The sequence below is a fragment of the Dysgonomonas sp. ZJ279 genome, assembly GCF_011039205.1.
Classification (GTDB): domain Bacteria; phylum Bacteroidota; class Bacteroidia; order Bacteroidales; family Dysgonomonadaceae; genus Dysgonomonas.
The window spans coordinates 35,104-61,051 of sequence record NZ_JAAKEL010000016.1 but is presented as its reverse complement, the minus strand read 5'-3'; the positions used below and the strand labels follow the sequence as shown (position 1 = coordinate 61,051).

28 protein-coding genes, 1 pseudogene and 1 riboswitch are annotated in these 25,948 nt (G+C 38.2%); all 29 genes and pseudogenes read right to left on the bottom strand.

Annotated elements, in window-relative coordinates; all coding sequences use genetic code 11:
* Positions 1-34: 34 nt before the first annotated feature.
* A complete protein-coding gene (locus G7Y57_RS13705; protein WP_165025180.1) occupies positions 35-733 on the bottom strand; it encodes a HesA/MoeB/ThiF family protein in 699 nt (232 codons plus the stop codon).
* 31 nt (positions 734-764) lie between these two features.
* Positions 765-1,880: a 2-iminoacetate synthase ThiH gene (gene thiH / locus G7Y57_RS13700; protein WP_165025178.1), complete on the bottom strand. Its 1,116-nt coding sequence runs from the start codon at positions 1,878-1,880 to the stop codon at positions 765-767.
* Between the two features lie 2 nt (positions 1,881-1,882).
* Positions 1,883-3,589, bottom strand: coding sequence for a phosphomethylpyrimidine synthase ThiC (gene thiC / locus G7Y57_RS13695; RefSeq protein ID WP_165025175.1), 1,707 nt, complete (start codon positions 3,587-3,589; stop codon positions 1,883-1,885).
* Between the two features lie 7 nt (positions 3,590-3,596).
* The gene (locus tag G7Y57_RS13690; RefSeq protein WP_165025172.1) at positions 3,597-4,364 is read right to left on the bottom strand and encodes a thiazole synthase; all 768 of its coding nucleotides are present in this window, start codon (positions 4,362-4,364) and stop codon (positions 3,597-3,599) included.
* Positions 4,361-4,993, bottom strand: a complete 633-nt coding sequence (locus G7Y57_RS13685; RefSeq protein WP_165025234.1) for a thiamine phosphate synthase — start codon at positions 4,991-4,993, stop codon at positions 4,361-4,363. Before G7Y57_RS13685 ends, G7Y57_RS13690 begins: the two co-directional genes overlap by 4 nt.
* Positions 4,993-5,598, bottom strand: a complete 606-nt coding sequence (locus G7Y57_RS13680) for a thiamine phosphate synthase (RefSeq protein ID WP_165025170.1) — start codon at positions 5,596-5,598, stop codon at positions 4,993-4,995. The genes G7Y57_RS13685 and G7Y57_RS13680 overlap by 1 nt, the downstream gene beginning before the upstream one ends.
* 2 nt (positions 5,599-5,600) lie before the next feature.
* The gene (gene thiS, locus G7Y57_RS13675; RefSeq protein ID WP_165025167.1) at positions 5,601-5,801 is read right to left on the bottom strand and encodes a sulfur carrier protein ThiS; all 201 of its coding nucleotides are present in this window, start codon (positions 5,799-5,801) and stop codon (positions 5,601-5,603) included.
* On the bottom strand, positions 5,791-6,630 hold the full coding sequence (gene thiD / locus G7Y57_RS13670) for a bifunctional hydroxymethylpyrimidine kinase/phosphomethylpyrimidine kinase (RefSeq protein ID WP_165025164.1): 840 nt from the start codon (positions 6,628-6,630) through the stop codon (positions 5,791-5,793). Before thiD ends, thiS begins: the two co-directional genes overlap by 11 nt.
* Positions 6,631-6,680: 50 nt before the next feature.
* Positions 6,681-6,772, bottom strand: a riboswitch (TPP riboswitch).
* A 202-nt stretch (positions 6,773-6,974) separates the two neighbouring features.
* A complete protein-coding gene (locus tag G7Y57_RS13665) occupies positions 6,975-7,715 on the bottom strand; it encodes a fibrobacter succinogenes major paralogous domain-containing protein (protein ID WP_255491461.1) in 741 nt (246 codons plus the stop codon).
* A gap of 222 nt (positions 7,716-7,937) precedes the next feature.
* Positions 7,938-8,951: a hypothetical protein gene (locus G7Y57_RS13660; RefSeq protein ID WP_165025158.1), complete on the bottom strand. Its 1,014-nt coding sequence runs from the start codon at positions 8,949-8,951 to the stop codon at positions 7,938-7,940.
* A 409-nt stretch (positions 8,952-9,360) separates the two neighbouring features.
* Positions 9,361-10,593: an FISUMP domain-containing protein gene (locus G7Y57_RS13655; protein WP_165025156.1), complete on the bottom strand. Its 1,233-nt coding sequence runs from the start codon at positions 10,591-10,593 to the stop codon at positions 9,361-9,363.
* Positions 10,594-11,228: 635 nt separating this feature from the next.
* Positions 11,229-11,732, bottom strand: a complete 504-nt coding sequence (locus G7Y57_RS13650; protein ID WP_165025153.1) for a cupin domain-containing protein — start codon at positions 11,730-11,732, stop codon at positions 11,229-11,231.
* A gap of 294 nt (positions 11,733-12,026) precedes the next feature.
* Complete coding sequence (locus tag G7Y57_RS17870; RefSeq protein ID WP_185153941.1) at positions 12,027-13,043, bottom strand: hypothetical protein; 1,017 nt, start codon at positions 13,041-13,043, stop codon at positions 12,027-12,029.
* Positions 13,044-13,559: 516 nt separating this feature from the next.
* Positions 13,560-14,369: an arsenite methyltransferase gene (gene arsM, locus G7Y57_RS13640; RefSeq protein WP_165025152.1), complete on the bottom strand. Its 810-nt coding sequence runs from the start codon at positions 14,367-14,369 to the stop codon at positions 13,560-13,562.
* A gap of 4 nt (positions 14,370-14,373) precedes the next feature.
* Positions 14,374-15,420 (bottom strand): ACR3 family arsenite efflux transporter, encoded by a 1,047-nt coding sequence (arsB, locus tag G7Y57_RS13635; protein WP_165025149.1) that lies wholly within the window; start codon positions 15,418-15,420, stop codon positions 14,374-14,376.
* Positions 15,417-15,839 carry an arsenate reductase ArsC gene (locus tag G7Y57_RS13630; RefSeq protein WP_165025146.1) on the bottom strand — a complete coding sequence of 141 codons (423 nt, stop codon included), beginning with the start codon at positions 15,837-15,839 and terminating at the stop codon, positions 15,417-15,419. Before G7Y57_RS13630 ends, arsB begins: the two co-directional genes overlap by 4 nt.
* A gap of 5 nt (positions 15,840-15,844) precedes the next feature.
* Positions 15,845-16,312 carry a GNAT family N-acetyltransferase gene (locus G7Y57_RS13625; RefSeq protein WP_165025143.1) on the bottom strand — a complete coding sequence of 156 codons (468 nt, stop codon included), beginning with the start codon at positions 16,310-16,312 and terminating at the stop codon, positions 15,845-15,847.
* Between the two features lie 82 nt (positions 16,313-16,394).
* Positions 16,395-16,718: an ArsR/SmtB family transcription factor gene (locus G7Y57_RS13620; protein WP_165025140.1), complete on the bottom strand. Its 324-nt coding sequence runs from the start codon at positions 16,716-16,718 to the stop codon at positions 16,395-16,397.
* 188 nt (positions 16,719-16,906) lie between these two features.
* A complete protein-coding gene (locus G7Y57_RS18035) occupies positions 16,907-17,086 on the bottom strand; it encodes a hypothetical protein (RefSeq protein WP_255491460.1) in 180 nt (59 codons plus the stop codon).
* 33 nt (positions 17,087-17,119) lie between these two features.
* A complete protein-coding gene (locus tag G7Y57_RS18030) occupies positions 17,120-17,326 on the bottom strand; it encodes a HEPN domain-containing protein (protein ID WP_255491458.1) in 207 nt (68 codons plus the stop codon).
* On the bottom strand, positions 17,313-18,110 hold the full coding sequence (locus G7Y57_RS13610) for a site-specific integrase (protein WP_165025137.1): 798 nt from the start codon (positions 18,108-18,110) through the stop codon (positions 17,313-17,315). Before G7Y57_RS13610 ends, G7Y57_RS18030 begins: the two co-directional genes overlap by 14 nt.
* A 713-nt stretch (positions 18,111-18,823) precedes the next feature.
* Entirely contained in the window at positions 18,824-18,955 is a 132-nt protein-coding gene (locus tag G7Y57_RS18025; protein WP_255491457.1) for a hypothetical protein, read from the bottom strand.
* 425 nt (positions 18,956-19,380) lie between these two features.
* Positions 19,381-19,992 (bottom strand): annotated as a pseudogene (ribB, locus tag G7Y57_RS13605) (3,4-dihydroxy-2-butanone-4-phosphate synthase); the annotation flags it as partial.
* 87 nt (positions 19,993-20,079) lie between these two features.
* Positions 20,080-20,520 (bottom strand): RpiB/LacA/LacB family sugar-phosphate isomerase, encoded by a 441-nt coding sequence (locus G7Y57_RS13600; protein WP_165025132.1) that lies wholly within the window; start codon positions 20,518-20,520, stop codon positions 20,080-20,082.
* Entirely contained in the window at positions 20,517-21,818 is a 1,302-nt protein-coding gene (locus tag G7Y57_RS13595; protein WP_165025129.1) for an MFS transporter, read from the bottom strand. The genes G7Y57_RS13600 and G7Y57_RS13595 overlap by 4 nt, the downstream gene beginning before the upstream one ends.
* Positions 21,819-21,909: 91 nt before the next feature.
* A complete protein-coding gene (locus G7Y57_RS13590; protein ID WP_165025125.1) occupies positions 21,910-22,707 on the bottom strand; it encodes a hypothetical protein in 798 nt (265 codons plus the stop codon).
* 41 nt (positions 22,708-22,748) lie between these two features.
* The gene (locus tag G7Y57_RS13585) at positions 22,749-24,776 is read right to left on the bottom strand and encodes a transketolase family protein (protein ID WP_165025123.1); all 2,028 of its coding nucleotides are present in this window, start codon (positions 24,774-24,776) and stop codon (positions 22,749-22,751) included.
* Positions 24,777-24,784: 8 nt separating this feature from the next.
* Positions 24,785-25,246 (bottom strand): ribose 5-phosphate isomerase B, encoded by a 462-nt coding sequence (gene rpiB, locus G7Y57_RS13580; RefSeq protein ID WP_165025120.1) that lies wholly within the window; start codon positions 25,244-25,246, stop codon positions 24,785-24,787.
* 21 nt (positions 25,247-25,267) lie between these two features.
* Positions 25,268-25,927, bottom strand: coding sequence for a dihydroxyacetone kinase subunit DhaL (gene dhaL, locus G7Y57_RS13575; protein ID WP_165025117.1), 660 nt, complete (start codon positions 25,925-25,927; stop codon positions 25,268-25,270).
* Positions 25,928-25,948: the final 21 nt, after the last annotated feature.

The following is a 25,948-nucleotide window of genomic DNA, read 5'->3' as shown; positions in this document are numbered from 1 at the left end:
TTTTTGTACAAAAATAATATAATTATATATCAGATCAGGTCTTAATTTTCAGAGAATGAAAATTCATCGTTTTCCCATCAAATATAAGGATGCGCTTCAAGATCAAATCTCCAATCCCCGTTAGATACTTTATAGCTTCAGTAGCCTGTATGCTGCCTATAACCCCGGCAATAGAACCAAGTATTCCTACCTGTGCCGAAGTCGGAACAGTTCCTTCTTCAGGCGGATTATCAAAAACAGACCTGTAATCGGCATACCCCGGAATATAAGTCATTATTTCGCCCCGCAGAGCTAAAACAGCCCCATGAGAATATGGCTTTTGTTCTTTTACGCAGACATCGTTAATCAAAAATTTAGTGGTATAATTATCACAGCAATCAACAACAAAGTCGTACTCTTTTATGATCTCCGCTGCATTATCTGTTGTAAATTTGAAACCATAAGTATTGACCTTAACTTCGGGATTGAGAGCCGTCAGTTTTTCCTTAGCCGATTCGATTTTATTTTTTCCTAAATCAGTAGTCTGATGAAGTATTTGTCGTTGGAGGTTTGAAATATCCACTACATCATAATCAATGATACCTAGTGTGCCCACACCTGCGGCAGCCAGATAAAATAAAACAGGTGATCCCAATCCTCCGGCTCCAACTACTAAGACTTTTGATTGTTTAAGTTTTTGTTGACCGTCCTCTCCAAAGCCTTCTATCAATATATTTCTTGTATATCTATCCATATTTTTCTTTTAAATAAAAAGGTCTGAGACCTTATTGAAGACTTAAATCCCAATCTTTCCATACAACGTCATATCCTTGATTCTTAACTGCTGATAATACGAGATCAGGACAACGGTCGTCATTTACAGCAAATTGTTCTAATTCGTCTTTATAGACCGCATATCCACCCGGATCGGTTTTTGAACCTGTGCTTAGCGACGTAATTCCTAGTGTAGTCATATTATCCCTGAACAATTTATCTTCACGAGTAGATAAGGCTATCTCTATATCATGATCAAAAATGCGGTAAGCAAAGATAATCTGAGCCAGTTCTTTGTCAGACATAACTACATTCGGCTGAAACTCTTCTCCTTCGTGTGGGCGCATACGTGGAAATGAAATTGAATATTTCGTTTGCCAATACGTTTTTTGCAAGTATCTTAGATGTAGAGCCATCATTGTAGCATCAGTTCGCCAGTCTTCCAAGCCTATCAGTACACCTAATCCGATTTTATGTACTCCTGCCTTCCCCATCCGATCAAAACCATCGAGACGCCAATCGAATTTTGATTTCATTCCTTTAGGATGGTAGACCTTATACCTGGCTTTGTAGTATGTTTCCTGATAACAATATACTGCATTAAGTCCGGCATCAGTAAGTGTCTTATATTCTGTTTCTTTAAGCGGTTGTACTTCTATTGATATCGACGAGAAGTAGGGTTTTACCAAGCGGATTGCATTCTCCATATAATCGACCCCTGCGTCTCGTGGGTTTTCTCCTGTAACTAACAGAATATGCTGGAAATCTCCAATCTTTTTAATAGCTTCTACTTCACGCATAATCTGTTCGTCGTTAAGAATTATACGTTTGATATCATTATTACGATTGAATCCGCAATATACGCAGTGATTAACACACGAATTGGTAAGATATAGCGGGACATAAAACTGTATAGTTTTACCAAAGCGCTGCTGTGTATATTTTCGGCTCAATACAGCCATCTGTTCTAAATAGGGTTGAGCAGCGGGAGAGATTAATGCCATAAAATCATCCGTGTTAAGTCGGCTTTTGTTCAAAGCAATCTCTACATCTTTTGCTGTACGGGTATAGATTCGGGATTTAATATCATCCCAATCATACTCATTTATTAATTCTGTAAATTCCATCGTTAACATTCGTTGAGTTTAGTACATTCGTGCATTTCTTTTGTCAATTTCATTGCACAGAAATGAGGGCCACACATGGTACAATGATCACTCTCGTTATCCAATCTTCCTATTTTATAATACTCCAAAGCCTTTTCGGGATCTAATGATAAATTAAACTGATCTTTCCATCTGAAATCGTATCGAGCCTTGCTTAATGCATTATCTCTTATGGCTGCCCCCGGGTGCTCTTTCGCAAGGTCTGCCGCATGAGCAGCTATTTTATAAGCAATAACTCCTGCTCTTACATCCTCTTTGTCGGGCAATCCTAAATGTTCTTTCGGGGTAACATAGCAGATCATAGCCGTGCCATACCAGGCAATTTGCGCTGCGCCAATGGCTGATGTGATATGATCGTAACCAGGAGCAATATCAGTAGTCAAAGGCCCTAATGTATAGAACGGAGCACCATGGCAATGAGCCAATTGTTCATCCATGTTTGCTTTAATCTTATGCATTGGTACATGCCCCGGACCTTCGATTAGTACTTGAACATGGTGTTTCCACGCTTTCTTTGTAAGTTCCCCTAAAACAGACAGTTCTGCAAACTGAGCAGCATCGTTTGCATCGGCAGTGCAACCGGGGCGTAAACCATCGCCTAGCGAAATAGCTACATCGTATTGTTTCAGTATTTCACATATATCATCGAAATGAGTGTAAAAGAAATTCTCCTTATTATGCATTGTCATCCAATTGCCGATAATAGATCCGCCACGTGATACAATACCTGTAGTGCGTCCTTTTACGAGTGCCAGATGAGACCGAAGTAATCCCGCATGAATGGTGAAATAATCTACTCCCTGCTCGCACTGTTCAATTAACGTATCGCGATATATCTCCCAGTTGAGGTCTGATATTTTGCCATTTACTTTTTCCAATGTCTGATATAAAGGCACAGTTCCTATAGGAACAGGAGTATTGCGGATAATCCATTCGCGGGTCTCGTGGATATTCTCACCTGTGGATAAATCCATTAAGGTATCGCCACCCCATTTGCAACTCCATACTGCTTTCTTTACTTCTTCGTCTATACCTGACGAAAGGGCTGAATTACCGATATTCGTATTTATCTTAACTAGGAAATTTGTTCCGATAATCATCGGTTCGGCTTCGGGATGATTGATATTAGCCGGAATAATGGCTCTGCCTGCTGCTATTTCGCTGCGAACAAACTCGGCATTGATATGTGTTTTTATACCTAGTTCTTCATTTTGCTGATTCTCACGGATGGCTACATATTCCATTTCTGGGGTAATGATTCCCTGCTGTGCATAATACATTTGTGTGATACTTTTACCTGTTTGGGCACGGCGAGGATAGTTTATCAACGGAAAACGGATGGTATCTAATTTTTCATTAATCAAACGTTCATTACAATAATGAGATGTAAAAGCCGATAACAGCTCTGTATCGTTTCTATCATTTATCCATTGCTCGCGTATGCGCTGCAATCCTTTTGTTATGTCAATGGGAATATTCGAGTCGGAGTATTGACCACTTGTATCATAAATAGTAACGGGAGCATTATGTTCTTTTATCTCTTTTCCGTCGACAACTGTAATTGTATCCAACAATGATACCGAGCGCATAGCCACGTTTATATTGTGAATTTCTCCCTTTACATATATCTTTTTCGATGAGGGATAAGTAATACGATGATTTATTTTCATAATTGTCTTACATTAAAAATGAGGTTAATGGACTACTTGCTTCTGCAAAATTTAGTTGACTTGCCAATTGTGCTTCGAAAGCCATGCGACCGCTTTCAACAGCGAGTTGAAATGCTTTTGCCATCGCAATGGGATCGCCTGCAATAGCAATCGCTGTATTTACAAGCACCGCATCAGCACCCATTTCCATAGCTTCGGCCGCATGCGACGGCGCGCCTATTCCTGCATCTATAATTACAGGGACATTGCTTTGTTCTATAATAATCTCAAGCAGATCTCGTGTCCGTAATCCTTTATTTGTTCCTATTGGGGCACCCAAGGGCATAACGGTTGCGGCTCCGGCATTTTCAAGTAGCTTGCAAAGTACAGGGTCTGCCTGTATATAAGGTAATACAATAAAACCGAGTTTGGCTAGTTCTTCCGTTGCTTTCAATGTCTCTATCGGGTCGGGAAGAAGATATTTAGGGTCGGGGTGAATCTCTAATTTCAGCCAGTTTGTTTCAAAAGCTTCACGAGCCAGTTGTGCAGCAAATACGGCTTCTTTTGCATTGCGTACACCCGATGTGTTTGGTAAGAGTTGTATTCCCGGTTTTTTAATATGGATCAACATGTCGTCTTCTTTATTTTCAAGATCGAGCCGTTTCATTGCCACTGTTACCATTTGCGTTTGCGAGGCAACAATGGCTTTACTCATTACGTCATTGGAACTGAATTTGCCTGTTCCTAAAAAGAGTCGTGATCCGAACTCTTTTCCTGCTATCACTAAATTTTTCATAGCTGATATTTATTGATTAAGTTGATAATTTTTCGTGTTTCTTCTATCGGATTATCTGCGGATAGAATGGTAGAAGACAGGGCGATTCCAGATACTCCTGCACGCATAATGTCGGGAATGTCATTGATTGTTACTCCTCCGATAGCGAGTATAGGCAGATTTATGTTGTTTTCTTTGCATTGCCTTATAATGAATTGATAACCATTCAGTCCAAGAATAGGACTTAGATTTTTCTTCGTTGTTGTAAAACGGAAAGGACCCAAGCCGATGTAATTCACTCCCTCGTCATAGAGCCGTTTTATATCATCGAACGTGTTGGCTGTACCTCCAATAATGAAGTCTTTCCCCAGTATTTTTCGTGCTTCACTGGGGAGCATATCTAACTTTCCGAGATGCACACCTTTAGCTTGCACCTTTTGGCAGACTACCACATGATCGTCGATATAAAGCAGTGCATCGTATTCGTTGCATAAGTCTTTTGCAGCTAAAGCTGTTCTTATTATATCATCTATGGGAGTATCCTTCATTCGTAATTGTATCTGTTGGCATCCCCCTTTTAATGCAATTTCTATCGATTGCAGGTAATCGAATTGTTGTGTTCGATGTGTTATAAATAAGAGTCCTTTCATTATTGATTGCATATGGATTTAAGTTTATTAAATCGTTCTAACAGAGCATTCTCATCTCTATTCTCTTTGAAGTTTTTCCATAGTCCGCCTAAAACGGCTACTCCGCCAAACCCATAGGATACAGCAATTGGAATAGTATCTGAATCAATCCCACCCAGAGCAATAACCTTCTCTGTTATTATATTCAGATTCGTAGCTTCTATTAATTCTTCATGCGTAAAAGCACGGCTATACCCTGACTTTGATATACTATCGAAAATAGGACTCAAGAATACATAATTAAAATCATCCGAAGTTTCTAAACAATCAAGAGAGTGACAAGAACGACTAACAGAAAGCAATACTTTATTTGGTCGAATTGTATTTCTGCTGTTCAGATGTACTCCTTTCAGATCGAAATAATTAACTAATGAGAAATGATCATGTAGCACAATCCTATCGTGATATTTCGAAGCTATCTGAGATAGCAAAAAATATACATCCTGTTCGGAGGATAAAGGTTTACGCAGATGCAATGTCAATAAGCCGTTTTTGAAAAGTTTATTGAGAATTTGGGCTTCATTTTCAATTATCTCTTCAAGGGTGATTGCTATTAAACTCGTCATAGTTATCCTCCCGATACGGCTTGTATCAACATTAATTCGTCATTCTCCAATAATATAGTTTTTGCCCATTCATTCTTAGGAATAACTTCATTATCGATAGCAATGGCAATACCTTGCGATTTTAGCCCAAGATCTTCAATAAAAGAAGCTATAGTTGCCCCCTCTTTTATTTCATGATTTTGGTCATTTAACTTAATAATCATATTGTTTAGTATTTAATGGTTCTGGTTTGAAAAAATGATTAAGTGGACCGTAGCCTTTTCCTGTGATAATATCTTTTCCGTAATATATGGCATTGGTAATGTACTGCTTTGCAGCTCTGACAGCCATTTCAATATCCATACCTAAAGCCATGTAGGCTGCGATAGCGGATGACAGGGTACAGCCTGTACCATGCAAATTACTTGTTCGGATATTTTCGGAAGAGAAGGAAACTGAAGCTTTATTCTGACAGAAAAGGATATCGACAACATTAGCCTTTGGCAAATGTCCTCCTTTTATTAAGACGGCATTACAACCTTGATTAAGTAACACATCAGCAGCTTTTTGCATATCTGATTCCTGAGTAATTTTAATTCCGGAAAGTATTTCAGCCTCAGGTATATTGGGTGTGATAAGTGTTATTCGTTTGTATAATTCTTCTCTGAAAGAATGAATTGTTGATGCTGATACGAGCTTACTTCCAGTAGTAGAAATCATTACCGGATCCATAATCACCGTTTGAAGATTATATCTATCTATAATCGAGGCAACTATTTCTACTGTATCGGAATTAGGAAGCATACCTGTTTTGACAGCATCTATTAGCATGTCGTCTAGTACGGTTTCAAGTTGTTGATGTATGATTGAAGGGGAGAGAGTTTCTATAGCCCTTACTTCTTGTGTGTTTTGGGCAGTAATAGCGGTAATGACTGATATCCCAAAGACACCTATTGCTGAGAATGTCTTTAGGTCGGCTTGTATCCCTGCACCGCCACCACTATCAGAACCTGCAATTGTTAATGCTGACAGATATCTCTTCTTGTTATTCATATTGGTTATTTAGATAATAAAACCAATCAAGAGATATCCTAGCTAAAGGAGAAGTATTCTTTTGTCATTCCTACGGCGGCATTACCCGCATCAGGTTTTAAGGGTATAATCTCAGCTTTTTAAAGCACCCCTTGATTGTTGTGTGACAAATGTAATGGAAATTTTAAATAAAATAGGTACTTGAATATATTTTTTACGATTATTTTAATTTGGATATTTAGAGTGCTGATAATATAATTTATGTAAAAATATTAGAGCCACAGGAAAATAAGCCTCTGTGGCTCTAATATTTTTAATCTTATGAATTGATTACAATTTTAGCATGTATATATTAAAAACGCACTTTAATTATCCTTCTTGCAACGTACGGAAAACAAACTGTGCCGAACTGACGCATAACGGGTAACATTCATTAAGTTTTTAGGTATCTTTCGAGACCACGCTCCGGAAGGAAGAGGACTACCGCTGGCACTCCAGAAGATGCCTGTTTCTCCGTATTCCTTGGCTTTGGAGCCGTTGGCATAACCGACTAATAATACTCCGAAGCCACCGCGAAGCGTGGAAGAAATAATGTTGGATGAACCGTTGGGGACGATTGTTTCATCAGGAGCAGGGCATGAGTCTTTCATGCCCTGACCGTGAGTAGTGCCACGTTCATTATCACCTACGGTAATTGTTCCGTTAGCATCAGCGATTCCGCTATATTGGCTGGTATGGAGGTTGATTTCCTGTTCCAATTCTGTATATTCTGCATCGGACGGGAGATGCCAGCCATTAGGACAGATGCCTTGGCGCTTAATAGTGGTTTTATGTAGTTCTTCACCCTCATTGATACCTTCTTCGCCGGTAGTAGTATTTCCTTTAGAGTTGGTTGCAGCTGCCCAATTGTATAAGCGACCTATGCGAGGATTGTTGTTGAATGTGGTGGCTGTGGCACCATCGGTGCCTCCGTTAGGATAACACCAAAGTGGATTTAGAGAATTGTTGGTTGCAGATGGGCTAGTGCCCAAATTTTGTAGTACGGTATCATCGGTCCCGGTACGATCTGTATCAGCAAAACTGGTGGCGGCAAGGTTGGTAATCATCCAACGACGTTCTTTGGTGTTAGTGGGTGCATCTTCGTAGCCGAAGTTCCCCGAGAAGAAAATATTATCATTTTGGTCGGTGTGCCAGGCAATTTTGGTGATAGGGTGTGGGACATCTTTCGCAAATCCGGAGAGGTCGGCGCGGATTTTCCATTCTCCCATATTAGGCTCGGTGGTGCAATTTAGTATCGATACCTTAATATCGTCGAAGCGTTTGATAGCTTAGGTGTCTTTAAAAGTGATATCTGCAGTCTGGTATTTATTTCCTGCCGCAACGGTATACTGGAAGTTAGAATTGACTGTAGTACCGTCTTTTCTGTCACTCCCCTGAGTACTGCCAACTGTCGGGCTGGTGCTTGAGAGAATATTACTCGGGTCGGTTTTGACGGTTGTCCATGCCACATTTCCTTCTACAGGCAACTTAACGTTTCCGGCAGTGGTATAGATACTTTGACTGCTGCTAAACTGATTATTGACTTTGAGAGCATAATTGGTTTGATTGAGGGTTATGGTTTCGGTTGCAGTTTCGCCACATTCGTCCTTTATAGTAAAAGTCAATGCAGTCTCTCTCGATTGCCAGGGCGAATCAGGATTACTAATAGTCATCGCATCGGGTATCATGCTAAAGATTGCCGGGCTTGCTTTCAGAGGGCTAGCGGTTCTATTTACATTGCTAAAAAGTACACCGCCTTCTTGTAAACTAGCACCTGTTATTGCTTTTTCAGTATAAGTCAGCAATCCGGCAGGAGACCATGTTACATCAAAACTTTGCATGTTGATAGCTCCGCGAGCATCGTGCCCACTGGGTAGGTCATAATATCGTTTGGTGCCCAAGGCGATGGAGACAGGTTCATCAGGACTCCATATACTTCGCCATTTTTCGCCATCCCACGAATATAAGCCATCGGGTATAGGGGCACATCTGGGTATGGATTCTCCCGATATGTTATAAACGATTAAGCCGACATGACTCATTTTTTGAGTTGCATAATCTGATTCGTCTCCCGTAAACATAGGATAGAGGTTATCCATATCAGTGAGTTTTACCCGAGGCATTGCAAAACCTTTATTGGCCGTCACTTGTGGATTGGCGTGGGAGTCGCTGTCTTTTAGGTCTAGCAATGCGCCTTTGCGAGGAGCAGTACCAGAGCCAATCGTTACTTGTCCGACCAAAGTGGCAGGAATGAGAAATAGCATTGTACAAAGTATGGGCAATGTAAAGTTTTTGATTTTCATTTTGATAAAGTATTTGAATTAATTGTTGATAAGGATGGCATAGAGGTGTATATGTTATTTCTATAAAGATAAAAAAAAAATTGGGTAGACTGTGCGCAAATTTGCACGATATGTATAAACTATTTAAACCTCTCTTTGGAAGGGGTTGGCTAAAACTAGTTTCCCATTTTTTTAAAATAGGATTAACTATAAAATATTCAGAAATAACAATGACGTGGGAAGTCATTTAATTTTGACCGAAATTGAGCATTTAATTCTTTAGTATTATAAATATATTAAGTTCCTTAACAAACTTATTTTTATAATTATTATGGTGCTAAGATAACATTTATTTAGTTTATGCAAGTTTTTTTATGTTAATATTAATTTTTGGTTGCTATTCACAGAATCAAAACCAATATTTAAATTACTAATTTTTCTTGCAACGAACAAAAAACATAAAGGAGCGAGAATTCTCAAATCTGTACACCGATGCATTACTATCAGTCAGATTCCGGAACCATGCGTTGCTATTACCACTGCTACTTGACGACCAAAAGAAACAACCGTAACCGTAATTGCCAGTGGAGCCACCGGAAGCATAACCGGCAAGAAGAGCATTAAATCCACCTAATAACGCAGAGAAACTTTTGCCATTGGTGACCGTGCTGTTACCATTTGGTGGACATACCGATTTTATAGCCGCTCCTTGGGCATTGGTTGCGGTCGATGATGGACGCCATCCATATCCAGGAAATGATGTACCGTATTCCCAAACAGTTTCCCAAGGAACCCATGTATTTTTTTCCGATTCGCTATAGCTGCTGTACAAATGAGCATTATTATAAATGTGGCGTTCCAAGTCATTCCATTCTTTATCACTTGGCACATGCCATCCATTAGGACAAATACCTTGAACAGAAGCTACCGGATCGGTACCTGTAGGTGTTTGTCCTTGATTAGCTACGGAAGGGTTTTCTCCGTTGGTAGCAGCTGCCCAGTTGTATAACAAGCCGTTTTTTATCTTTAGCCTCCAGTCAGAAGATGGATGGTTAGCAGGAATATAAGGATTTGTATCTCCTTCAGCATAAGCAAAATATTTGTTGGTATAAGGGGATACCGCAGAATTTGCGGTATGCGTGAAACCAGTAAAACCGGTATAAGGATGGATAATTGGATCGTAACGTATATTTTCAAGCATCCAATCACCAGCTGCTCCGAAGCTACGTGCCAGATACACTTCACTATCCCGTGGATCAGATACCTCATAAACACTGGGAGAAGGTTGGTTGGTTTGTCCCAAATATTGCCAGGTTTGTCCGTTCCAAACATATAAACCCTTATAGATAGGGGTAGCTGCGCAACGATCTTCATTCGTGTTATACACCATTAAACCTATATGCTCGTTGATGTCCCATGGAATACTACCTACAGATCCATTTATTGTGACTTTAAGATCTGTAACCGTAGTAGTTAATGAATTTAGAGCAACGCGAGGCAAAATTAATCCTTTATTAGAATTTCCATCCACAGTTTCTTTCAGATCAAGCAAAGCCCCTTTGTTGGGTGCGTTGTTACTGCCTATTGTTACTTGACCCTGTGCATGCAACACCAGTAGTCCGAAAATGAGAAATGTTAATTTTTTTAAATGTATTGTTCTCATTGTTGATGTACATTTTAATTTGTAAGTTCAAATTGATTAGTTTTGTAATTTTTCAATTTTTATGATTTCATTTGTCTTTATACTTTATCCGTTAAAGGAATAATAGAACAATGAAATAAATTAAAAATCAGGTGTAAATGTACTACTTAATATATTTTTATCAAGTTTATTTATCTTATTTTTTTAGCCACTAAACATGTTCTTTTGAGTAAGTTATCTAGCTGATAATTTTACCGACTTTGAGTATGTATTGTTCATTATGTAAGCTAGAATATTGAAGGAGTATTTTCCTTTCAGGATCAAGATCAAATAGAGTGTTTTAAAGGTACAAGCTCGTTAATATTCGGACAATTTTTTCTAAGGTAGAAAATGTTTCTAAAAGTTATTTTATAAATATCATAGACGAATCATGGAATTATTTGACGAATAGTTATCATTTTTTACCGATATATTTGGTTTCGATTTGTTGTCCTAATTTGATATTCTACTGTCATAAGAGGTGTTTTTGTAAAAAAACCTCTATAGAGATAATTAATTTATAGAGGTTTCCTTAGATTTTATTTAATATACTCCAAAGCCTAAAATTGATGTTTTTACACTATTATTTAATTTTACTTATGTTTTAGGCTGTCTGTTTATTTCTTATAACTATTATATTCTTCATCAGTTACAGGTTCTAGCCATACAACAGCACCTTTACTTGACTGTGTGCCGATTGCTATATGCTCAAATTCACTATCGGGTGTTGCACCATGCCAATGGATGATATCGGGTAAAATTTCAACAACATCGCCTACAGTGAGCAGTTGAATCGGTTTCCCTTTTTCCTGATAGTAGCCTGTTCCTCTTGTGCAGAGTAATATTTGACCGCCCGGATACGAATGCCAATTGTTTCTGACTCCGGACTCGAATATCACGTTTCCGACAGTTGCATCAAAGTTTTCTTTATCGGTAACCAACATTTTCAGCCATGCTTTTCCACTGAAATAATCATTATTGATTACATCTCCTTTTGGAAAAATCAGAGTTGTTTCTTTGTTATTTGCTGTTTCCATTTCATTTGTGTTTTTTTGATTATTGCAGCATGCAGTGAATCCAAATGCTATAACAGCTACTAATGCTATGCTAATTTTTTTCATGATTGTTATTTAAGATATTGTTTAAAGAATGAATCCATTTTGGGTAGTGATACCGCCATATACTCAGGTCTGTCGTACAGATCGACGTGTGAAGCTCCGGGAACAACAAACAGTTCTTTGGGTTCTGCTGCTTTATTATACGCATCCTCTTAAACGCATTTTGAAACAAGTAGATTGGGAAAATAATCCTTATTTACTAAAAGACGGAATGTTCAAAACTGTCGCGAAGTCAAATTATCTTGATTCATTTTCATCAAACTGAATTAGGATAGTTTGTCTCGCTTTATACTTCCACTACAAATTTGCTACCTCTTGATACTTGTATCCTGTTTTATTAACAGCTTCTTTCACTTCCAGCTTCCTCTCTATAGTATGTATCATTAATAGATATTCATCAGATTCAGTATCTATTAAACTTATTTGCAGACCATTTTCTCTTAGAGTATTGTCAAACTTAGCAAATACGCCATTGTGTGAAATGGTAATATTATCATCCATATCCTCTGCCTGAGGTAAAGGAATGGATTGAGTGAAATTTTGTTTTAGAGTAGATTGTATGCTCCATTCTAAATCTTCAACTCCTGCTTTCCAATCAAGATTCATTATTAACCACATATTTCTATCATTTAGATATGTTATCACTGAATCTAAAGTTTCGTATTTGTCATAACTCTTCAGCCCATCAAGAAAATCATTGAACTCCGATTTCATCCTCTTATCAGCTAAGCATATCTCACCTATTTTTTGATAAGCACCTTTCTCTTCCAGACTGATGTAAGGTTTCTGTCTTTCTTTTTCTAAATGCTCTTCTTCTAGTTTCTTTTTTTTATTTTTTTCGGTTTCAATATTGTAAATCGTAGCCACAAGCTTTTGAGTTTGTTTCAAGGTGTTCTCTATCTTGGTTACAATTGATTTGTCGCTAATTTCTGTGTGTAGATTCGGGATTTGGAACCATTTTACCCCTTCGCCTGCATAACATTCTCGCAGTTCTATTTTATCCTTGATTCGCGCAATAAAGTAGAATTTTGAAGGAAAAGGAGCATCATTTATATCATAGAAAATAAGAGCATCTGGCAGATAGAAAGTCCCTTCGGAAGTTTTGTATTCAAAATCGTCTCGACTTATAAGAACATAACTAAACATTAGAATTGGCTTTCTAAGTATTCCAAAAAAAGATTTATTGACCTGAGGAATCTCTATTAGGTTCTTATTTGTATTGTCTTTTATATATTGAAAAATATCTAAATTAATTAGATTTGTATTAATGCTATTTCCACTTAGTTCTTCTTTGTTATAGTAAATTCTTGGCATAAAAAATAATTAATAGATATTTCAGTATTGAACAAAAATAGATATAAAATATTGAATATACCTATGGAGTTTGCCTATTTAATCGGGATATCCAATTAGTGAATAGTAACAATGATTATGCAATACTATGGCTTAAAGTGTTCTGACTAATTGAGTGTTTCAGTTACAAAGGTATTGCTGTTTTTGATAAATTATCTTAAAAAATGATAATAAATATACCGCCACTTAAAAAGTTGAGGTAATTAAAAAGAAAGTCGAAATGACTTATTGAGGTTAGCTCCTGATCGGGTCAAAGCTATTTTTTGAAACAAAACTTACCATTCATTGCCGAAATATTGATACGACATACTTATAATTAGTTCGATATAAGTAATGAAAAATGATCTTTACTCCACAACTTTATTCTTCGGAAATCTGATAAGCTGAACATTTAGCATAGTAAAAGCCTGTCGGTAATAATCTGACAGGCTTTTAACGTAAATAAAATTTGATCCTTTTATTGAGTTTGTGGATTTCTCACTTTCTCCCGGTCACCGTAATAGAATAAATCCCCACATTACCCGCTTTATACTTAGCGATAGTTGCCTCATCCAAATGTTCCTGTAAAACATCATCAGGAATAACAACTGTTTTTGTTCTTTCCACTTTAATATTAGTGAAGTTTGCTTTTTCTATTTCCTTTAAATAATCCTCTTTTTGAATGGCACTGGCTATACACCCTGCATACATCGAAGCATTATCGGTAAACTCTTTAGGAAACACACCATTCAGTACCACATCCGAAATACAGAAATGGCTGCCCTTTTTGAGAACACGGTAAATCTCTTTAAAAATCTTATCCTTTTCAGGTAGTAAATTTAGAACACAATTACTTACAACCACATCGGCAGTATTGTCGGCTACAGGCATTTCTTCAATATCCCCTTCCATAAATTCAACATTGGTGTATCCACGTTTGGATGCATTCTTGCGAGCTTTCTCTATCATTTGAGGAGAAAAGTCTATGCCTATCACTTTGCCGCTTTCGCCTGCTTCCGCTCGTGCAATAAAACAATCGTTGCCAGCTCCCGATCCTAAATCAATAACAGTATCACCCTCTTTAATCCCTGCATATTCTGTCGGTAATCCGCAACCTACACCCAAGTCCGCATCAGCTTCGTATCCTTTCAATTCACTGTAATCTTCACTCATTATAGTAAATACCTTTTTTGATGGCGTATTGGGGTTCGTGCCGCAGCAGCAACCCGATTTAAGCAGATCACTATTCAAAGCCAATTCGCTATATTGTTGCTTTACCATCTCTTTTTTTTCCTTGTTTGTTTTCATCAGTTCAGCGTTTTATATTATTTGATAATTCATTTTTGTAATATTTTTTTTTCAACCAAAAAGCCACATTTACCAGAGCAATCAGAACAGGCACTTCGACCAATGGACCCACAACTCCTGCAAACGCCTGTCCGCTGTGAATACCGAAAACACCGATAGCAACCGCAATAGCCAGTTCAAAATTATTGCCTGTGGCAGTAAACGAAATAGAAGCATTCTTATCATAACTAGCCCCCATCGCCTTACTCACAAAAAAGCTGATAAAGAACATCACCACAAAATAGATCAGCAAAGGAATAGCAATGCGTACCACATCCATTGGGATTTGTACAATCAATTCGCCCTTAAGGCTGAACATTAAAACAATGGTAAGCAGTAAAGCAATTAAAGTTATAGGCGATATAGCAGGAATAAATTTCTCCTTATACCATAGTTCCCCTTTCACTTTTACCAATATCAGACGACTAAGCATACCCATCAGGAAAGGAATACCCAAATAGATAGCTACCGTTTCGGCAATCGTACCAATAGATATATAGACAATAGCACCCTCGAAACCGAAATAGGGAGGCAGTATTGTTATAAATAACCAAGCGTAAAAACTGTAAAAGAACACTTGAAAAATACTATTGAGGGCAACCAAGCCTGCACCGTATTCCGTATTGCCTTCCGCCAGATCGTTCCAGACCAATACCATCGCTATACAGCGAGCCAAGCCGATCAGAATAACCCCAACCATGTATTCAGGATAGTCCTGTAAAAATGTAATAGCCAATATAAACATCAATACAGGGCTGACAATCCAGTTTAAGAATAAGGACGTACCCAATATCTTTACATTCGTAAAGACCTTTGGTAAGAGTTTATAATCAACTTTAGCCAGTGGCGGGTACATCATCAGAATAAGCCCGACAGCCAAAGGAATATTTGTAGTTCCGCTAGACATGGAATCTACCGTTGCAGATACCGAAGGAAAGAAATAACCTAATCCCACCCCAATAGCCATAGCCAAGAATATCCAGAGGGTTAAGTTTTTATCTAAAAAACTCATTTTCCTTTTATCTCTTTAAGGTAAAACTCATAAAATCCTTTTTTAATTTCGTCACGCACACGGATATACTCCGATTGTATAAACTCAGGTGTACCCACAGCATCAGAAGGATCATCAAAGCCGATATGTAAACGGTGTTTTACTTTACCTGTAAATGTGGGGCAGCTTTCATTCGCACCACCACAAACAGTAATTACATAATCCCATTCGTCATTCAGGTATTTATCAACGCTGTCAGAGGTGTGATGTGAAATATCTATCCCTGCTTCTTTCATTACTTCAACCGCTTTGGGATTTAGTTTTCCGCTTGCCTTTGTTCCTGCCGAGCAGACGATAAGGGAAGGATCGAACGATTGAAGGAAACCATGAGCCATCTGGCTGCGGCAGCTATTGCCTGTGCAAAGAATAAGTACTTTCATTTATATTATTTCTTTAGTTGTTTAATCATTTTACTATTAATCATCGGTATGCCTATACAGACAGTTTGTTGCCCTAAGTCAATATAGCCGTTTTTCAAAAAGAAACCGTTAGCAGTAAGAGATACATCCGCGCTTATTTCTTCGCTTCCGACTTCTTGGGCGTGTTGCTCTATATTCAATAACAAAGCCTTTGCAATACCCTGCCCTTGAAATTTTTTGTGTACAAAGAGAGTATTTAAATAACCACCAGGTTTGAGAGAGCAGAAGCCTACTAGTTGATTTTCAATTTCACAGACGATGAAATATTCTTCATTGATACGGTGCAACCAAACGTTATTATCCACTCCACGCTTCGCCCACAGGTCAACCTGTTCGAATGTATAATCTTTGATGTTTACGGATAGGATTGTTTCTTGATAGAGTTTCTTTATTGGCTCTATATCTGTTTCTTTTGCCAGTCGGATTGTATTCATATATTTATTGATCTTTTATTCTTATTTCTATTCCTTTTATAGTTCGCTATTCGTGGAACTACGAATGATAAATGCAAATTTTTTATGATTCGCAATCCGAATCGAACTGAATGTCTTTGAAAAAAGCAGAGAATAATCTTTGTGCTGTTTCCCAATTGCCTCTGTGAATGCAGTACTTTACGGTGGGAAGCGTAATTGTTCCCTGTATAAGTCCGGCATCTTTCAGTTCATTCAAATGTTGCGAAAGGGTGCTTTTGGCTACGGGTAGTATTTCAGACATATCACCATGATAACAACACGTTTGGCTTGCCAGTAGTTGAAGGATGGCTATGCGGACAGGATGCCCCATTGCTTTAGCAAAGCGTGCTAGTTGTTCTTGTTCTTTTGTTAAGTCTTTCTTTGACATAAGATATTTATTATTTGTAGTTCGCAAATATACGAACAATATTCAAATTGCAAAATAAAAATTATAGTAATTATTTGAAGTTTCTCAATGAGACAAACAAACGGAAATAAAAGAGATAGTCAGATGCAGGCTAAAGATAGGTTAAAGTTTAATATGATAATATTTTGATAATTAATATATTACTTCCTCTACTCCATCTCCCCATACTCCCCGATCTTCAATTCACAAATACGTTTAGTAATATCCCTCAGTAACTCGACTTTCGGAATAAGAGCATCAATATCCTCTTTAGTAACTATAAATTTCGGATTATATCTCGCCTCTATAGAAGCATCCTTTACCAGATTGAAAAGTCGTTTTTCTTCCACCGAATTATTAGGAAAAACATTAGCCAGATCAGGCTAATGACCTTTAATAGACGCAGCCAGTTTAGTCAGGTTCTGTTGTGTACTACTTCTCAGCGTAAAAGCCAAACGGATAGAATAGTAATAGTTTTCACAGGCTTGGTGGATATGAAAAGAACACATTTGGTATTTTTCATCTGCGATATCATGACGGGCACTTCTGAAAAAATCATTTGCTTTATCAAATTTGTCATCGAAGTACATCTATGTATGATAATCCCGTATAACACATAAAAATAAAGACATCTCTTATCTGACTTAATCTTTCTGTCAGGAACTCTTTTCTATATATGGTATCAATTTCTTCCTGCGTCAAAACTTCCCGATGAACCTTCTCATTATGGAATTTAAAATTTGCGAAAGGATTTATTTTCACTTCAGCTCCTAAGTTAATACTGAAAGTAAATACAGACCTGAACCGCTGAATAAATTTCATGGCAGTATTATTACTGCAATCATGATCGTTACGCAGTAAGAGGTAAAATTTCTCCACAAATAGGAAATCTATTTCAGGAAGTGGAATATCAGATAGCTTATATTCCTTTTTAATAAACTTCTCAATACGTTCTTTGGTCAGTTCGTATCTTGAATAAGTTATCCGGCTGGTTGTATTTCCGACTTTGAGTTTGTATTGCTCATTATGTATGGTGAAATACTGAAGAAGTGTTTTTCTTTCGGGATCTATACCTTTTAAGATGTTTTTTATACTTTCAGGCAAAGCATAGCCTTTTGTTTCCAATAATTTATTATAAATGGAAAACATCTTTGCACGTAAATTGTCTATTACTAAGTTCAGGTTGATTGCTTCTGCGGTTCTGCCTTTTGCCTTACCGAGTTTTATATCCCACATATCAGGATTTACTTCCAGTTTTGTATTGAACTGGGCTGTATCGCCGTTTACAGTTATCCTGACTAAAATCGGTACAAGCCCGTTACTGTTCGGACGGTCTTTTCTCAGAAAGAAAAGTGTTCTGAAAGTTGCCTTCATACTATTTACTTTTTTGTTTGTAAAACTACTAATTACTTGTATAATCAGGGTGTACAAAACATAGACAATATGCTACAAATCAAGGACTTAAACTCTAAATCGTACCCATAATCAAAAGGGCTGTTTTTGGGTACGATTTGGCAACGAATCTTTGTCCGAATCTGGTATTTTAATGTCTTAGGGATGTCTTGGGTGGAAACAAAAAACTCCCGCAAATGAATCATTTACAGGAGTTTGTCTTACTTTGTCTAGGGTCGGATGTAAACCTTTATAATTGCATGATAATCAGTAAAATATAAGCAGCAAAATAATTGATGGTAACGAATTGGTAACGATTTTTCATCCACTGTTTTCGATCAATCCATCTATTTGTTATACAGATAATTATATGGTAAGAATAATCATTTTTTATTTTACAAGCAAACATTTTGTCCTAAAATTTTAAACCAACTATTGAAAGATAAGAAGAAAGACAATCTGAATTGATTTCAGATAAACTTGCTGTCAGAAAATCTCACTAGTAAATAAAAAAATGACAATAAATATACCTCCACTAAAAAGTGGAGGCAATTAACATAAAAGATCAAATGACTTATTAAGGTTGGCTCCTAATCGGGTCAAAGCTATTTTTGAAACAAAACTTACCATTCATTACCGAAATATTGATACGGCGTACTTATAATTAGTTCTATATAAGTAATGAAAAATCATCTTTACTCTACAACTTCATTCCATGGAATAACGACAAAGTTGTTTTCCGATATATCCTTAACCTTGCTAATCCATTGTATTTCGTTTTGAGCCTTAGTTTTCAGGAAAGAACTCGTAGTGGTTGTAAGTAACATAGTCGAATTAACCACTCACCTATTACGAGATAAAATTTGTTCCTAGCCACAACTTGCAGTCGGAATAAAATAAGTCGTCCTATCGGACTCTTTACATTTTAATCTTAACGACCGCATCGTTGAATGGATGGCTTACCCCCGAAATAAATGTCGGCTTTGCTTTCGCCCGTCAGGTTTGCCGACCTTGCCGGTTACACGGGGGACTCGGTATGGGAAGAAAGCGTAAAAAAAACAAAAAGATAGCTGTGTCAAACGCAGTTTTTTTGTTTTCGCTTTCAAACACATATTGGTTGTGCGAAGAGGCACAGTCTTTATTTTTTTTCGTTTTGCATCAAGGCAAAATGAAAAACAAACTTCGGCAGAGGTACAGCAGAAAAACAGAACGTGTGGTATAATTCAACTACTGATTGGCATAGTTAATTAGAGCTTGAATATTTATGCCGATATTCAATAATATCAGCAATAGTTACAATCTTCAAATTGTATTCTTTGGCAAGCTTTATTAATTCAGGCATTCGTGCCATACTTCCATCATTGTTCATAATTTCAATCAGAGCCCCAACTGGTTCCAGTCCTGCGAAACGCATCAAATCGCCAACAGCTTCGGTATGGCCTTGGCGTTCCAACACCCCACCCGTTCGTGCTTTTAAAGGAAATATATGTCCCGGGCGTCCTAGATCCGAGGGTTTAGTATCTGAATCTACTAAAGCTTTTATTGTAGCAGATCTTTCACTAGAGGATACCCCTGTAGAAAATCCCTCTCCAAGTAAATCCACAGAAACAGTAAAAGGTGTGCCAAGTAATGATGTATTATTCCTTTCCATCATGGGTAATTCTAATTTCACACACCTTTCTTCAGGAAGAGAAACGCATAAAATCCCTCTGCCTTTATGCAGCATGAAATTTACCGTTTCCGGCGTTATCATCTCGGCAGCAACAACAAAGTCTCCCTCGTTTTCTCTATCTTCGTCGTCTACCACAATTATTATCTTTCCTGCACACAAATCTTCCAGAACCTCTTCAATCTTACTTATCATATTATTTTATATTAAAAATAAACAGTATAGTGGTTGATCTACTAGTCAACCACTATACTAACAAAATATTTATAAATATCAACGAAACTATGTATTAAGCTTTATTTTATCTATTCTCGTTTGATGTCTTTCTCCCTCGAAACAACCTTCCATGAAACTCCTTATTATCGGCACTGAATCTTCTTCTGAAATGAAACGAGCGGGTAAAACCAAAACATTAGCATCATTGTGTTGTCGTGCAAGTAATGCAATTTCGGGTAGCCAACATAGTGCCGAACGAATTGATTGATGCTTATTTAAAGTAATATTGATTCCGTTACCACTACCACATATCGCAATACCCCAATTGCAATGCCCTTTCTCAATAGCGAAAGCTAACTTATGTGCAAAATCGGGGTAATCGCAACTAGATTCGTCATCAGTACCGAAGTCTTCACACTCGAAACTGTTTTCAAGTAAAAAAGATTTCACATATTGTTTTAATCCGAAACCGGCATGATCAGATGCCAAACCTACAAGACTACTCATTTTTCTGTCAATTTTAACTGTGCCAATTCCAATTTACGTATTTGTCTTGGGGTTCCTAACTTTTCTTCGGGGAGAGCAATAAAGCGGCTCAAAAAAGCTGTAATGATATATAAGGCAGCAAATGTCCAGATAATAACTGTACCGCTACCTCCAAGCCAATAGACGATACCAATGATTGCCGGACCTAAAAAGGCCGACAGACCTGCACCGAGATTAAGAATCGACATTGCCGCTCCTTTTTCTTCCTTCACTAGCGAAGGTACAAGTGCAGATAATGGTACATATCCGGCAAGAGTCATTCCCCAAAGGAATCCGCAGATCATTACAAAAATTATATTATTGGGGAAAATCTGAGCAGAATAATAAAACAACAGCGTTGTAATTGTACATCCTACACATCCGAACCACATAATAGTTTTTCTCCAACCGATCATATCGCCGACAAAGCCGAATATTAGGTTAAAAATAATGTTACCTCCAACAGCTACAGCCCATATATGAAGCCATTCCGACTCTGTAAATCCCACTCCCTCCATATACAAGGGCATAAAAACAGGGAAACCAAATAGAGTTATAGTATTGATTAACCGTATAATACCGGCAATACCAACTTTAGGTTCTTTTTTTATAATTGTAAATCCATTGAACAAACCATTCATAGTAGCCTTCTCAGAGGGGGCTTTTTCAGTCTCATTTTTTGTTTTGAATTTCATAAAAACCAGTGCAAACAATGCACCTATCAATGCCCATATAACAGCCGACCACAGGGTTGGAATATAACCGATCGCCGTTGTCGCCCAACTTGCATATATTGCTCCTAATACGCTTAATCCTCCGGTAAATACAAACCAAAACCAACCTACGGCTTTTCCGAGCATCGAACCGGGAGATTTTTTAGCGATCCATACAAGGAAGGTATAGGCAAACAGAGGATAGCCAAAGCCTTTGATTCCGTACATAATCAGCATAAGAGCAAAATTGAACCCTCCCAAACCAATACTTACAAAACCGATGACTCCGAGCAGATAAATTATCAGTCCGTAGAACATTGTCCTTCTTACACCCCACATATCAGACAGAACGCCCGAAAGCCAAGAAGATATGCCAATAGTAACTCCATATACTGTAAATACAAGAGCCGATTCGGCTTCGGTCAGTCCACCATCTATCAAATATTTACTCAACCAACCCTGTTCAACTCCGTCTCCCATCATAAAAATGAGTATCCCCAGGTATCCCCATGCCAAAGCATGTGGAATACCAATTCTATCTAAAATATTCTCTTTGTATTTTTCCATGGTATTATTATATTAAAAAGATATTTATGCGAATCAATAGTTGAAATGTTTGTTACAGACAATTCAACTATTGACTGGCGTTAATTATAATTTAAAAAGAAAGCAATTGCAATGATACCTCCATATTCATGTAGTTTTTTTCGGGATTCCACATGGGCATAAGAATAACCGGTAAGCTATAATTCCCTAATTTAAAGATTTTGGAGAGGCGTAAATGAATATTTACCACATTAGGTTTTTCACCATAAAAATGTGCCTTTGTCTTTTCGCCATTTATATCGTTACCTTTCACCAAAGCAAACGCTCCCCCTATACCTGCATCGAGAGTATACCCATCGTGAAAGTATACAGGATATTCTATTTCGAAATAGGATGAATATCTGTTTCTTTCGTTCAGAATATCACGATCTCGTCCATATAGTATGGTAGCCCAGAAAAGCCTTAAGGGAAAGTTCTTTTGAAAATGATACGATAATCTCAAATCGAAAAAATGTCCGGTTTCTCTGGCTTTGTAATTGAATGCTTCCTCATTATTGTAAGTAGCACCCGGAGAAAAATTATAGATATCCCAAAGGGAAACCTCAAAACCCGATCGCTTGAAGCTTCCATAGTAATTAAATTCTTTAAAATTACCATTTATGCCCATACCATTCCATATACCAAACCTGAAGGCATCATTCTTGGTTTTGAGATAAATGTCTGAGGTGACCGAAACTTCATCCGAAACCTCAATTCCACGCCAAAGATGCATTGTTTTTAATTGAATACTACCTCCTATATTATTACTACTGGTGAGCGATAGGTTTTCCTCGTCCATATCTTGGGCGTACACCGAACACATACTTGCTATTATAGCAATATGCACTAGTATGGATTTTAAATATTTCATGGTCTTTATTAGATATAGGTTAATACCGGAGTATATTCAAATTAATTCAAGAGATTTTCAATTTGTCTCGCCACCTGAATAGCTGTGAAACCAAGCTTTTCATCAAGGACAGTATATGGTGCAGAAAAACCGAAAGAATTCAATCCCCATACCTTACCATTGTTTCCTACTAAGCCTTCGAGGGTGACAGATAAGCCTGCTGTAAGCCCGAATATTTTTTTATCTGCCGGGATTACAGATTCTTGATATTCTTTGCTTTGAGAACGAAATAAGCCTTCGGATGGGACAGATACAATCCTCGATTTAATACCTTTATCTTTCAAAATATTGGCAGCATCTACCAAGGTAGACACCTCTGAACCCGAGGCTAGAAGAATTACGTCGTATCTGTCATTTTCACAAACAATATACGCTCCTTTTTGAGCCTCCAATGCCTCTTTATAGCGGTTTGCGTGTGGTGGCAGATCGTTGATGTTTTGACGCGAAAGGATTAATGCCGAAGGTGTTTTTTTGTTCTCCATTGCCATTTTCCACGCCATGGTTGTTTCAGTTACATCTGCCGGACGGAGAACAAGCATCGAGTTTTGTCCACTGTGATTCTGAAGTTTTTCCATTAAACGTATCTGGGCTTCGTGCTCAACGGGTTCGTGTGTCGGTCCGTCTTCACCTACACGAAAAGCATCGTGTGTCCAAATAAACTTAATAGGTATTTCCATTAGTGCCGCCATGCGGACAGCAGGTTTCATATAATCCGAGAACACAAAGAATGTTCCGCAAGCCGTTACTACACCTCCATGCAGAGTCATACCGATACAAAGACAAGCCATTGTAAGTTCGCAAACACCTGCTTGAAGAAATTTTCCCCCAAAATCGTTTTTTTGTATACTGCGCGTACATTTCAAGAAACCATCTGTCTTGTCAGAATTAGAAAGATCGGCGGACGAAACGATCATGTTTTCTATCCCCTTTGCCAGTACTCCTAAAACGGTGGACGAAGCTGTACGTGTTGCCTGATCGGCCTTTTGTTCGATATTTCCCCAATCGATAACAGGCAACTCTCCTGCAAACCAAGATGTGAGTTTAACTTTCAACTCGGGATTGGCTTTTGCCCAAACTGATTTTTCAACTTTTTTGCGGGCAACTATTGTATTCAGTTCTGACGTACGCTTGGCATAAAGCATTTCTGTTTCGGGAAAAATAGCAAAAGGATCGGAAGGGTCACCTCCCAAATTTTTGATAGTGGAATCGAAACATGCACCTGCTGCACTCAACGGTTGCCCGTGAGTAGCTGTTGTACCTTCCATGCTCGATCCATCGAACTTGCATGCTCCTTTACCCATAATTGTTTTCCCGATGATAAGAGTCGGTTTTTCTTTTTCGGATTTAGCACCGTCTAATGCAGCTCTTATCTGAGCAATATTATGTCCGTCGATCTCTATTACACGCCATCCCCAGGCTTTATATTTTGCGGCTACATCTTCTTGGGTAACTTCGCTGGTTTCGGTAGATAATTGTATACCGTTCGAATCATAAAACATAATCAGGTTGTTTAACCCTAAATGCCCGGCAATTCTGCCTGCTCCTTGCGAAATTTCTTCCTGAACTCCTCCGTCTGAAATAAAAGTATAAATTTTATGACTCATTATTTCTCCGAAGCGATGTTGTAAAAATTTTGCAGCTATTGAAGCTCCAACAGCAAATGTATGCCCCTGCCCCAGAGGACCCGATGTATTTTCGATCCCTCTTGACAAATCCCTCTCGGGATGCCCGGGTGTTACGCTTCCCCACTGACGAAACTGTTTAAGATCATCAATGCTGAATTTGCCGGTCAACGCCAGTGTAGAGTACAACATGGGCGACATGTGTCCGGGGTCGAGAAAGAAGCGGTCACGATTTTCCCACTCCGGATTTAGAGGATCGTATTCGATATATTCGGAAAAAAGGACGTTGATAAAATCGGCACCTCCCATTGCTCCTCCAGGATGTCCCGATTTGGCCTTTTCAACCATTGCGGCCGATAACAAGCGGATATTATCGGCTGCCTTACTTATTGTGTTTATATCATTCATACTTTTTCTTACTTTGCTATTTCTTTCATAAACTCGTGTTCATATTGAGCGATTAGCTCTACTTTAGATGTCGAACCTCCACCACCGAATTCGGATTCTAACCAAATATCAAGCAGATTTTTAGCCAGTTCTACACCGATAACTCTCTCTCCGAAGCAAATAATCTGTGCATCGTTGCTCTTACGGGCACGCTGAGCTGAAAATGGATCGTGACAAACAGCAGCTCTTACTCCCGGAACTTTATTGGCTGTAATAGCCATGCCTATTCCTGTGCCACAGACCAAAACTGCCCGCTCGAATTCGCCATTTGCAACAGACCGAGCTACTGCTACTGCCACATCGGGGTATAAAACTACCTCTCCGGCATTGGCTCCGAAATCTTTGACTTCGATACCTTTACTATCTAAATGTTTAATCAGCTCAACCTTTAGGCTGTATGCTGCTTCATCGCAACCGATTGCTATTTTCATCGCTTTTTGTTTTTAGGATTATTATGCAAGTTCATGTTTTTCAGACAACAGTATATCTATAGCATCAGCTATCGCCGTGAGGATAATACAACAGGATGTTGCCCCTGCATCTATAACACCTCTTGATCGTTCGCCTAAGCGGCTTGAACGACCAAACTTTGCGACTAACTCTTTTGTAGATTCTTTGCCTTGTTCGGCTGCTATTTTCATCTCTGCCAATGCTACTGAGAACGATTTACCCTCCGCCACTGCATTGCTCAAAGAGTCAACAGCAGGAGCAAGTGTATCAACCAAGGTTTTATCGCCGACTTTAGCCTCAACAATTCCGGTTAGCCCTTCCAATCCTGCGGCAAGCATAGTGCTGAATTCTTTCAACCCTATTTTCTCAAACGTTTTACCTACATCCGACATATCGATTAATATTGTCCCGTAAATAGGTCCCATTGATCCTCCGATTTCAGTTAAAAGAATTGTACCGAGTTCGTCCAAACCTTCAGTGAAAGAAATGTCTTTATCCTTAATACGGGTCTCGAAAACAGTAAAGCCTTTGTTCATATTCATGCCATGGTCGCCGTCTCCAATCAGTCCGTCTACCTCGCTCAAATATCCTTTATTTTCCTGAATGGCTTTTACCATAGCCATCAGAATGGGTTTACCTTCGTTATTATTAAATGTTCTCATATTGTTTCGTTGTATTTGTAA

Coding starts and splice junctions, on each gene's coding strand:
- G7Y57_RS13705 (WP_165025180.1), bottom strand. CDS start 733: ATGGATAGATATACAAGAAATATATTGATAGAAGGCTTTGGAGAGGAC.
- thiH (WP_165025178.1), bottom strand. CDS start 1,880: ATGGAATTTACAGAATTAATAAATGAGTATGATTGGGATGATATTAAA.
- thiC (WP_165025175.1), bottom strand. CDS start 3,589: ATGAAAATAAATCATCGTATTACTTATCCCTCATCGAAAAAGATATAT.
- G7Y57_RS13690 (WP_165025172.1), bottom strand. CDS start 4,364: ATGAAAAATTTAGTGATAGCAGGAAAAGAGTTCGGATCACGACTCTTT.
- G7Y57_RS13685 (WP_165025234.1), bottom strand. CDS start 4,993: ATGAAAGGACTCTTATTTATAACACATCGAACACAACAATTCGATTAC.
- G7Y57_RS13680 (WP_165025170.1), bottom strand. CDS start 5,598: ATGACGAGTTTAATAGCAATCACCCTTGAAGAGATAATTGAAAATGAA.
- thiS (WP_165025167.1), bottom strand. CDS start 5,801: ATGATTATTAAGTTAAATGACCAAAATCATGAAATAAAAGAGGGGGCA.
- thiD (WP_165025164.1), bottom strand. CDS start 6,630: ATGAATAACAAGAAGAGATATCTGTCAGCATTAACAATTGCAGGTTCT.
- G7Y57_RS13665 (WP_255491461.1), bottom strand. CDS start 7,715: ATGATTACCAACCTTGCCGCCACCAGTTTTGCTGATACAGATCGTACC.
- G7Y57_RS13660 (WP_165025158.1), bottom strand. CDS start 8,951: ATGAAAATCAAAAACTTTACATTGCCCATACTTTGTACAATGCTATTT.
- G7Y57_RS13655 (WP_165025156.1), bottom strand. CDS start 10,593: ATGAGAACAATACATTTAAAAAAATTAACATTTCTCATTTTCGGACTA.
- G7Y57_RS13650 (WP_165025153.1), bottom strand. CDS start 11,732: ATGAAAAAAATTAGCATAGCATTAGTAGCTGTTATAGCATTTGGATTC.
- G7Y57_RS17870 (WP_185153941.1), bottom strand. CDS start 13,043: ATGCCAAGAATTTACTATAACAAAGAAGAACTAAGTGGAAATAGCATT.
- arsM (WP_165025152.1), bottom strand. CDS start 14,369: ATGAAAACAAACAAGGAAAAAAAAGAGATGGTAAAGCAACAATATAGC.
- arsB (WP_165025149.1), bottom strand. CDS start 15,420: ATGAGTTTTTTAGATAAAAACTTAACCCTCTGGATATTCTTGGCTATG.
- G7Y57_RS13630 (WP_165025146.1), bottom strand. CDS start 15,839: ATGAAAGTACTTATTCTTTGCACAGGCAATAGCTGCCGCAGCCAGATG.
- G7Y57_RS13625 (WP_165025143.1), bottom strand. CDS start 16,312: ATGAATACAATCCGACTGGCAAAAGAAACAGATATAGAGCCAATAAAG.
- G7Y57_RS13620 (WP_165025140.1), bottom strand. CDS start 16,718: ATGTCAAAGAAAGACTTAACAAAAGAACAAGAACAACTAGCACGCTTT.
- G7Y57_RS18030 (WP_255491458.1), bottom strand. CDS start 17,326: ATGTACTTCGATGACAAATTTGATAAAGCAAATGATTTTTTCAGAAGT.
- G7Y57_RS13610 (WP_165025137.1), bottom strand. CDS start 18,110: ATGAAGGCAACTTTCAGAACACTTTTCTTTCTGAGAAAAGACCGTCCG.
- G7Y57_RS18025 (WP_255491457.1), bottom strand. CDS start 18,955: ATGTTACTTACAACCACTACGAGTTCTTTCCTGAAAACTAAGGCTCAA.
- G7Y57_RS13600 (WP_165025132.1), bottom strand. CDS start 20,520: ATGAGTAGTCTTGTAGGTTTGGCATCTGATCATGCCGGTTTCGGATTA.
- G7Y57_RS13595 (WP_165025129.1), bottom strand. CDS start 21,818: ATGGAAAAATACAAAGAGAATATTTTAGATAGAATTGGTATTCCACAT.
- G7Y57_RS13590 (WP_165025125.1), bottom strand. CDS start 22,707: ATGAAATATTTAAAATCCATACTAGTGCATATTGCTATAATAGCAAGT.
- G7Y57_RS13585 (WP_165025123.1), bottom strand. CDS start 24,776: ATGAATGATATAAACACAATAAGTAAGGCAGCCGATAATATCCGCTTG.
- rpiB (WP_165025120.1), bottom strand. CDS start 25,246: ATGAAAATAGCAATCGGTTGCGATGAAGCAGCATACAGCCTAAAGGTT.
- dhaL (WP_165025117.1), bottom strand. CDS start 25,927: ATGAGAACATTTAATAATAACGAAGGTAAACCCATTCTGATGGCTATG.